The organism is Spirulina sp. CCNP1310, from assembly GCF_034932185.1.
Classification (GTDB): Bacteria; Cyanobacteriota; Cyanobacteriia; order Cyanobacteriales; family Spirulinaceae; genus Spirulina.
Genome location: NZ_JAYGHW010000032.1, coordinates 1 through 7,695, shown reverse-complemented (window position 1 = coordinate 7,695; position 7,695 = coordinate 1). Strand labels below are relative to the sequence as shown.

General features: G+C 49.5%; 8 protein-coding genes and 3 pseudogenes. All 11 read left to right on the top strand.

What is annotated here, in order from left to right:
• Window positions 1-127: 127 nt before the first annotated feature.
• Window positions 128-481: pseudogene (locus tag VB712_RS20450) on the top strand (uracil-DNA glycosylase family protein); the annotation flags it as partial.
• Window positions 482-760: 279 nt separating this feature from the next.
• Window positions 761-1,123, top strand: a pseudogene (locus VB712_RS20445) (uracil-DNA glycosylase); the annotation flags it as partial.
• A 186-nt stretch (window positions 1,124-1,309) separates the two neighbouring features.
• Window positions 1,310-2,044, top strand: coding sequence for a cobyrinic acid a,c-diamide synthase (locus VB712_RS07945; RefSeq protein WP_323253883.1), 735 nt, complete (start codon window positions 1,310-1,312; stop codon window positions 2,042-2,044).
• A 57-nt stretch (window positions 2,045-2,101) separates the two neighbouring features.
• The gene (locus VB712_RS07940; RefSeq protein WP_323253881.1) at window positions 2,102-3,058 is read left to right on the top strand and encodes a hypothetical protein; all 957 of its coding nucleotides are present in this window, start codon (window positions 2,102-2,104) and stop codon (window positions 3,056-3,058) included.
• A 3-nt stretch (window positions 3,059-3,061) separates the two neighbouring features.
• The gene (locus tag VB712_RS07935) at window positions 3,062-3,304 is read left to right on the top strand and encodes an NB-ARC domain-containing protein (protein ID WP_323253879.1); all 243 of its coding nucleotides are present in this window, start codon (window positions 3,062-3,064) and stop codon (window positions 3,302-3,304) included.
• 355 nt (window positions 3,305-3,659) lie between these two features.
• A complete protein-coding gene (locus tag VB712_RS07930) occupies window positions 3,660-4,103 on the top strand; it encodes a hypothetical protein (protein WP_323253877.1) in 444 nt (147 codons plus the stop codon).
• Between the two features lie 546 nt (window positions 4,104-4,649).
• Window positions 4,650-5,957, top strand: a complete 1,308-nt coding sequence (locus VB712_RS07925) for a transposase (protein WP_323253875.1) — start codon at window positions 4,650-4,652, stop codon at window positions 5,955-5,957.
• A 38-nt stretch (window positions 5,958-5,995) separates the two neighbouring features.
• A complete protein-coding gene (locus tag VB712_RS07920) occupies window positions 5,996-6,133 on the top strand; it encodes a hypothetical protein (protein ID WP_323253873.1) in 138 nt (45 codons plus the stop codon).
• A gap of 130 nt (window positions 6,134-6,263) precedes the next feature.
• Window positions 6,264-6,527: an AbrB/MazE/SpoVT family DNA-binding domain-containing protein gene (locus tag VB712_RS07915; protein WP_323253871.1), complete on the top strand. Its 264-nt coding sequence runs from the start codon at window positions 6,264-6,266 to the stop codon at window positions 6,525-6,527.
• A 155-nt stretch (window positions 6,528-6,682) separates the two neighbouring features.
• A complete protein-coding gene (locus VB712_RS07910; protein ID WP_323253869.1) occupies window positions 6,683-6,919 on the top strand; it encodes a hypothetical protein in 237 nt (78 codons plus the stop codon).
• A gap of 209 nt (window positions 6,920-7,128) precedes the next feature.
• Window positions 7,129-7,569: pseudogene (locus VB712_RS07905) on the top strand (RRXRR domain-containing protein); the annotation flags it as partial.
• Window positions 7,570-7,695: the final 126 nt, after the last annotated feature.

The window sequence follows — 7,695 nt, the reverse complement described above, 5'->3', positions numbered from 1 at the left end:
CCCCTTCGACCAAATCCCCCACAACGGCCAGATCCCCATCCCCCCCGGAACCTACGCAGACTTAGACCAATTGGGGGAACATTTCCGGGCGTGCGATCGCTGCGGCCTCAGTGCCACCCGTACCCATGTGGTCGTCAGTCGCGGCAATCCCCAGGGGGATATTTTGCTGATTGGGGAAGGGCCGGGGCAACAGGAAGATGAAACGGGCCTGCCTTTTGTGGGGAAATCGGGGCAACTGTTGGAAAAAATTCTCGCCTCTGTGGAACTCAGCACCGAACGGGATATTTACATTGCCAATGTGGTGAAATGCCTCACGGGGGATACGCTGATCGCCACAGAACTGGGCTATCGGCCCCTGGCTTGGCTCGTGGAAAACCGTTGGGCGGGGAAGGTGTTGAGTTTGGCGGGCGATCGCACCCTCGTATGGCGCAATGTTACCGGCTGGTATTGTTCCCCCTTGGGGAATCGTTGGCTCTACCGCGTGAAATTACGGGGGCAACCGGGCAGCTATACGGCGACGGCGGATCATCCCGTGTTGACGCGGCGGGGTTGGTTGCCGGTGGGGGAATTGGAGCGGGGCGATCGCATTGCCACGGGCTTACCGTTGAAACGCCTCGTTTTAGCCGGCCCCCCTGGGGGCCAAACGGAAGGGGAATTTCACGACTATTTAGGGCAGAGTACCGACTGGGCCGGTGTGGAAACGGAATTGCTCCAACCCCAACCCTCGCAAACGCCGGTCTATTGCATTGATGTGGCGGAAACCGCCAATTTCATCACGCCAGCGGGTGTGGTTCACAACTGCCGCCCCCCCGGTAATCGCACCCCCAACCCCGACGAGGTGGAGGCCTGCCGTCCCTATCTTTTGGAGCAGATCCGCCTCGTTGACCCGAAAATTATCCTCTTCACTGGGGCGACGGCCCTGAAGGCGCTGACAGGTCGGAAGGAGGGGATCACGAAAATTCGCGGTCAATGGTTGGATTGGGGCGATCGCCACTGTATGGCGATTTTTCACCCCGCCTATTTACTGCGCAACCCTTCCCGGGAAAAGGGCAAACCGAAGTGGTTAATGTGGCAGGATATTCAAGCGGTGCGGGCCAAATATGACGAATTGCGGGGCCAATAGTCCCCCCCCTTGGGGGGTGAAACCCAGCCCCCAGGCCCTGGAAAGTTCAGGGATTCAGCGGTTGACGGCCCTAGGAAGCGATCGCTTAGGATAACAGTAGGGTTGCAATACCGCAGCACTACCTGCCCCCCTTTTCCGCTCCTGTGGGCTTGCTCGCGAACCCATGGGGCAAGTTCAAGAGGCACTATGCTAGACCGACTCCCCACTGAAGCCAAGCTTTGGGCTGAAAAACTCCATTGGAAAGAACGCCGCTATCTCCTTTCGCTGTGTCATTTGCTTTGTGCCGCGCCGCCGGAGGATCAAGCCCATTTTCTGGATCAGTACACGGCGGATGGTTTAATTGCGAAGATCATCCAGGATTATGAAACGCAGGAAAAGGTGCAAAAGCATTTGCTCAGTTTTCACATTACGACGGAACTGAATAGTATTACGCTGCGCCGTTATATTCGCCAATTTTATATTCATTCTGCCCAGGATGCCCGTCGGGAACCGGATAAGTTTTTAGAGTCGGCGTTGCGGTTGGTGATTAGTCCGGAGGAGAAGAATTATGTTTTGAATTATATTTTGGGTTTTGAGTTGATTAAGATGATTTTCCAAATGAGTTGGTTGCAACAGGAGCGTTTTTATTTAATGCAGCACAATCAGGAGGATTTTTATCTGACGTATATTAAGCCAATCCAGCACGCTCACCGTTTAAATGGCATTATTAACCCGAAGGATTCGACGCTATTTTTTGCCCAGCGCAATTATTTTGTCAAGGAGCCGAATATTCCTGATCGCAAGTTATTGGAGTTAGCAATGGTGACGTTTACCACAGATGTGGTGAGTAGTTTAGGGTTTGCGATCGTGCGGAATATTCGCCCGGTTCCCTTTGATTATGAGTTTATCTATCGCCCGGAGGAGGAAAAGATTTTCACTTGAACCGCCTTTGCTTTTTTGGGTTATCTTGGGGGAGTAGGGTTTTTGGGATGATGGGTTATGTCTTCATTGGAGCCGGTGCGGTCTAATCGCGGTCTATTGGCGGGAACTGCAATTCTGGGCTTGGTTTCCATTGCGACGGGGGGGATGGCGGCTTCAGCGGCGGGGATATCGGTAGCGGCGGGTTTGGCGGTTCCCGTATTAACGGGGGTTTCGGATTTTTTCATGGCGATGACGGGGCATCATTTAGGGCTATTCCTAAAGCGATGCCGTGAGAGTGGCGATGTGTTGCGCAATGAGGATATTGCGAAGGCGGCGGGGCGGACGGTGGCGCGGGCTTTGTTGGAAAGGGTCAGCCCCCAATATCCCCAGAGTCGGAAACAGTTGGAGAAGTTTGGGGCAAAGATCGAGGGGTATTGGGTGCAATGGGCGGAAGAGCATCAAGATCTAAACTTGTTTGAAACGGTTCAGGAAGAGCGTCTCCATGAGATTTTTAGTCAAGAGCCGGAGCAGTTTGGGGAATATCCGGTGTTAGCGGAACCGGAATGGCGGGAGGTGATTACTTGGTTATTTGAGCAGGGTTGTGAGCAAAAGGTTTTGCGGGATAGGGTTGAAAGTTATCAGGATGTGATTGCTGCTTTGGCGGTGGAGTTGGCGGCGAATTTTAGTAAGTATTTGCGCCAAGTGCTGAAGGATGATGCGGACAATGGTGGGCGGGCGTTTGTGGGGATGTTGTTTGATCTTCATGGGGCGACGTTGGCGGGGATTGATAAGATTCAGGAGTATTTACCGCAATTGGCGACCCGTGAGGATATGCGCCGGATATTAGCGGCCATTTCCCAATTACAAAACCTGAACCCACCCGCACCCGCCACCCCTTGGCACGGTTTAGGGGCAGTGGATACGGTTCCCCAACCCCCCCCTCATTTTCTCCCCCATCCTGAAGATATGGCGGATTTAAAAGAACGACTTTTGACCCCCAACCATCAAACCCTAGTGATGACCGGACAGGTCTAGAAAGTGGGGGTGCAGGGGATGGGAGGACTAGGGAAAACGGTGTTAGCCGCAGCCTTAGCGCGGGATAACGAGGTGCGGCGACAGTTTCCCGATGGGATTATCTGGCTGACGGTGGGGACTAACCCCGACTGTCTCGCCCTGTATCAACGCCTTGCCAACACCTTGGGGGAAACCTACGCCTATCAAAGGAAATCACGGGGTGCGATCGTCCGACGGCGATCGCTTAATCCAATTTATTCTGTATAACATTCGCTAAACACAAAGCTGAAACCCTTGCCAGTTAAGAACTTTATCCAAAAACGAAGTTTTGTATGTGTTATATAGCAATCCGACGTGATTACTGAACAAAAAGATAACTGAAAGCCTTGCCCAGCAACAATAGTTATTTCATGAATCAAATAGGATTGCTATATCTGTTATATCTATAAATTATTGACACCTCGATATTCATTTGCTAGAATACTAACAAGGCGTAATTTAGGGAGAAGTTTTAGCTTTCCACTACCCCACTACCTTAAATCGCATGGGTTGCTGATCACCGTCTAATTAATACTTAGTCCCTTACGGGTTGTTGAGTATTTATTCTGTACAATAGCAGCCTTTGGTAAACCAGTTATTACAACGTGAAACACATATGAAATTTATATTCAGAGGTATCGTCTCCGTTTTAATTGCTTTGTGTATTCTGCTAACAAGCAGTCTAACCCCTGCCATGGCTTATGCTGATGGTTTGAATGGCTTGGAATTGTCGTCCACTCCTTCCTCTTATTCACGTAATTATGACAATGATCGCTCTAAAAATCGAGCTAATCAGTTTTTTGATTCTGTGATTGATGGTGCCATAAACACGGCAGGAGTAGCGGTCGGCGCAACTTTGCTCTGTTATGGAGCAGATGGACTTGCTACCACGGTTTTTCCACCTGCTGCAGCACTGGCTCCGTTTTGTACGTCGATTCCAGGGTTATTCGTTGGAGCTAAAGGAGCACAGTTAAGTGTTCAAGGTGCCAAGGTAGTTTTAAAGGGAGCGATAGAGATAGTAAAGTAGGAGGGAAATTATTGATGAAGCCGCAAAGGCTGCGGGTGCAGCAGGTTTTGGTGTAGCAGCAGGATATGGTGTTGTCGCTGCAACTGCTATGACTGCGGCCGATGCGGGAGATTTTGGGTTGGACTTGAAAAATCTATGGGAGTTGGGGCGATTGTGATTGTTATTGAGCCAATCGGATCGCGATCGCATGAGGTGGCGTTGAGGCGGAATCGATTTGTGGATGTGTTGGGGTGTGACTGTAGCCACTCATTTATGCAGCGATTGTAGCTTTCCAGCAGATTAAATTGGCTAGGCGGCTAATCGCGGTCTAATTAATAGTTATACTGCTTAGGCTATTGGTTAGGGCATAGATGCAGATTTGCTTATTTGGCCTTAAAACGTGGGTTTCAGGCATCGTTGAGAATCTAGATCTGGAAAAATCAAGCTGGGATCACCTAAAACAGACCGTCGGGATCGCTGAATCCCCTGAACGCTTACCTCAGAAGAGCCGAAAAATTTAGTCTTCCGAAATGCTTCCCGCCCGCCATTAGATTGTACAATTGTTGTATGTCAAAATCTTTTGCAGTACAAATTAATCGGCTGCCTGACGACCCCGCACTTAGGGCCGTACTTAAATATCTTTGCACCACATCCAACAACCTCTACAATTCCACACTCTACCTTGCCCGCCAACTTTACTTCAAAACTAATCAATTTCCCCATGGATACTGGCTATGCAGCCAAATGAAACAAAACCCCAATATGCGAGCACTCTATGCCAACGCAGCCCAACAAACCTGTATTACTGTTGGAGAAGCATTTAAAAGCTTCAAAGCACTTCTCAAGTTGTGGCGACGCGGTGAACTCCCTCATAAACCTAAGCCGCCGCATTACCGAAAATCCGGGGGTATGTTCCAAGTTAGCTACCCAAAACATTGGTTAAAATGGGTTGATGGCAAAATTAAAGTACCCATGGGTAGATCCTGTAAAATATGGTTCAACCTTCCCGAAATTTTCATTCCTTTTCCCAGCAATCTTGATTGGCAAACCATCAGAGAATTACAAATTGTCCCCAGAGCCGGCCACTTTGATGCTGTCTGGACCTACACGAGTCCAGCGATCGCACCCGTCAGTCTAGACCCGCACAAAGCATTGTCCATTGACCATGGTGTTGATAACTGGCTCACCTGCGTCGATACAGAAGGGCATAGCTTTATCGTTGATGGTAAACACCTCAAATCCCTAAACCAAGGTTATAACAAACGCATTGCTACCATAAAGGAAGGTAAAGACCAGAGCTTTTGGTGCAAGCTGCTTGACCGCCTCACTAGCAAGCGCAATCGTCAAATGCGCCATGCGATCAATAAAGCGGCTCGCATTGTTGTCAATCATTGCCTTAAGCATAAAATTGGTACGCTTGTTTTTGGATGGAACAAGGGTCAAAAAAATGGCATTAAGCTAGATCATAAAACCAATCAAAAATTCGTTTCAATTCCCACAGGTAAACTCAAAAATCGACTTGAGGAATTGTGTTGTTTTTATGGAATTCAGTTTATTGAACAGGAGGAAAGTTATACATCCCAAGCATCTGCACTAGATTTAGATAGCATTCCCGTATACGGTGAAAAACCCGAGGGTTGGAAGGCTTCAGGTCAGCGGATACGACGGGGAACCTATCGCTCTACATCCGGTGTTGAGGTCAATGCCGATGCTAATGGAGCATGGAATATTGGCAAAAAAGCCAAAGTAACCGGGATGCAAAGCACCCCGGCAAGAGGCGTTTTGACTTCGCCTAGGCGTTTGAGAATTTGGGATCTTCCTAATCCGTTGAACCAAACTCAGAAGTGCTGTAATCCCTCCGGGGAATTTCCGTGATTGTAACACGGAGATGAGTCAATCTGAAACTGTGGGATTTGGAGACGGGGGATGTATTAGTCACCTTTACCGGGGAAGCTGCGATGCTTTCCTATGCCATTGCACTGGATGGGGTGACGGTGATGGCGGGGGATGGGTCGGGGCGGGTGCATTTTCTGCGGTTAGAGGGGCTGTGAGAAACCGGGTTTCTCGGAGCAACTTGGGGAAAAACCAGCAACCCCCAGCAACCCGGCTTCTAGACTGGCGTAGGGGAAAAGCAAGATCTAATTTTGTTAAAATTACCGAAATATCCCAACTAATTTACCCATGGAAATCGCCAAAATCTCCGAAACAGGACAGATTATCATTCCACCAGAAATGCGGAAAATCTATAGCTTAGAGATGGGGACAGAAATCATCTTGACCGATACCGGCAAAGGAATTTTAATTCAGCCCAAACAGCCCTTTCATCCGACCACTTTAAACGAAGTAGCCGGGTGTTTAAAGTATCAAGGTTCACCCAAAACCTTAGAGGATATGGAAGCGGCTATTCACCAAGGCATTCAGGAGCAATGGCATGATCGCAGTTGAACCCAATATTGTAGTTCGGCTTCTGACTCAAGATGATCCAATCCAATATCAAAAAAGTCTAGAACTTTTTCAAAACCCGAAAATCTTCATTTCCCACACCGTTATCCTAGAATTCGCTAAAATCTTGATTAGATCGTCATGACCAGGAGCCAAACATGACACTGAACGAACTCTTGCCAGCCATTCATCAACTCAACCCCACCGACAAACAAACACTCTTCGACCTCCTCGATCGCGAACTCCACCCAAACCCCCCAACCCCAGAACTCCAACCCGCAAACTTTCAAAACGAGGGTCAGTGGCTCATTGCCATCTTTGAGCAACAATTCAGCGCGATTGAGCCTGGCGAAATCCTGATCTCACCACGGGAACCCATCCGAATTGTTCAATGACCCCCACCGGGCATCCGCCGAGGTGGGGGAGTGACCGGAGATAACCCGGTCGTAGCTGCGAATAGGCCACCAAGGTGAGTACGGCAACACTTCCGGTTGCTTCTCTAAATCGGATTATTTGTAAGGCCCTGGAATCTCAGGGAGTGGGTTCAGCCCAGCAACACCGTACTCACTGGCTAAAGAGACCTGTAGTTTTGGAATTATCTTCCATGCAACGCATCCCCGTCCAAAACCCTGATGGTACTCCCGCTATGCCCACCAAGCGCAATCGCGCCCAAAAGTGGGTAGCGCAGGGCAAGGCCCAATGGGTGAAGAACGATCTCCGCATCAAGGCAGTGCGCCTGAAAGCGGAGCCATCGGGTCGTAAGACCCAGCCCATTGTGGTCGGGGTAGATCCCGGCAAACTTTATTCAGGGATTGCCGTTCAATCGGCTCAAGCGACATTATTCCAGTCCCACCTAGAACTCCCCTACCCCAAAGTGCGGGAGCGGATGGATCATCGCAGAATGCTACGGCGTTCTCGCCGCAGTCGCCGGATCAATCGAGAGCTACCCTTCCAACTCCGAAATCATCGCCAACAGCGATTTAACAACCGTAGACAACAGAAAGTACCCCCTAGTATCCGAGCCAACCGAGATCTAGAGTTTCGGGGGTACATCTCAGTTAGGAGATGAGTATAATTACTCAGACCAAGTATATGATTGTAATCCAATTAAGCCGTCAGTGCCCCATTCAGGTACGCACACCTATGCTTTAACACCTTTGGCACATTCTCC

What these genes read in the sequence shown, in the direction of transcription:
- VB712_RS07945 (WP_323253883.1), top strand. Translation starts at nt 1,310, where the DNA reads ATGCTAGACCGACTCCCCACTGAAGCCAAGCTTTGGGCTGAAAAACTC.
- VB712_RS07940 (WP_323253881.1), top strand. Translation starts at nt 2,102, where the DNA reads ATGTCTTCATTGGAGCCGGTGCGGTCTAATCGCGGTCTATTGGCGGGA.
- VB712_RS07925 (WP_323253875.1), top strand. Translation starts at nt 4,650, where the DNA reads ATGTCAAAATCTTTTGCAGTACAAATTAATCGGCTGCCTGACGACCCC.
- VB712_RS07915 (WP_323253871.1), top strand. Translation starts at nt 6,264, where the DNA reads ATGGAAATCGCCAAAATCTCCGAAACAGGACAGATTATCATTCCACCA.
- VB712_RS07910 (WP_323253869.1), top strand. Translation starts at nt 6,683, where the DNA reads ATGACACTGAACGAACTCTTGCCAGCCATTCATCAACTCAACCCCACC.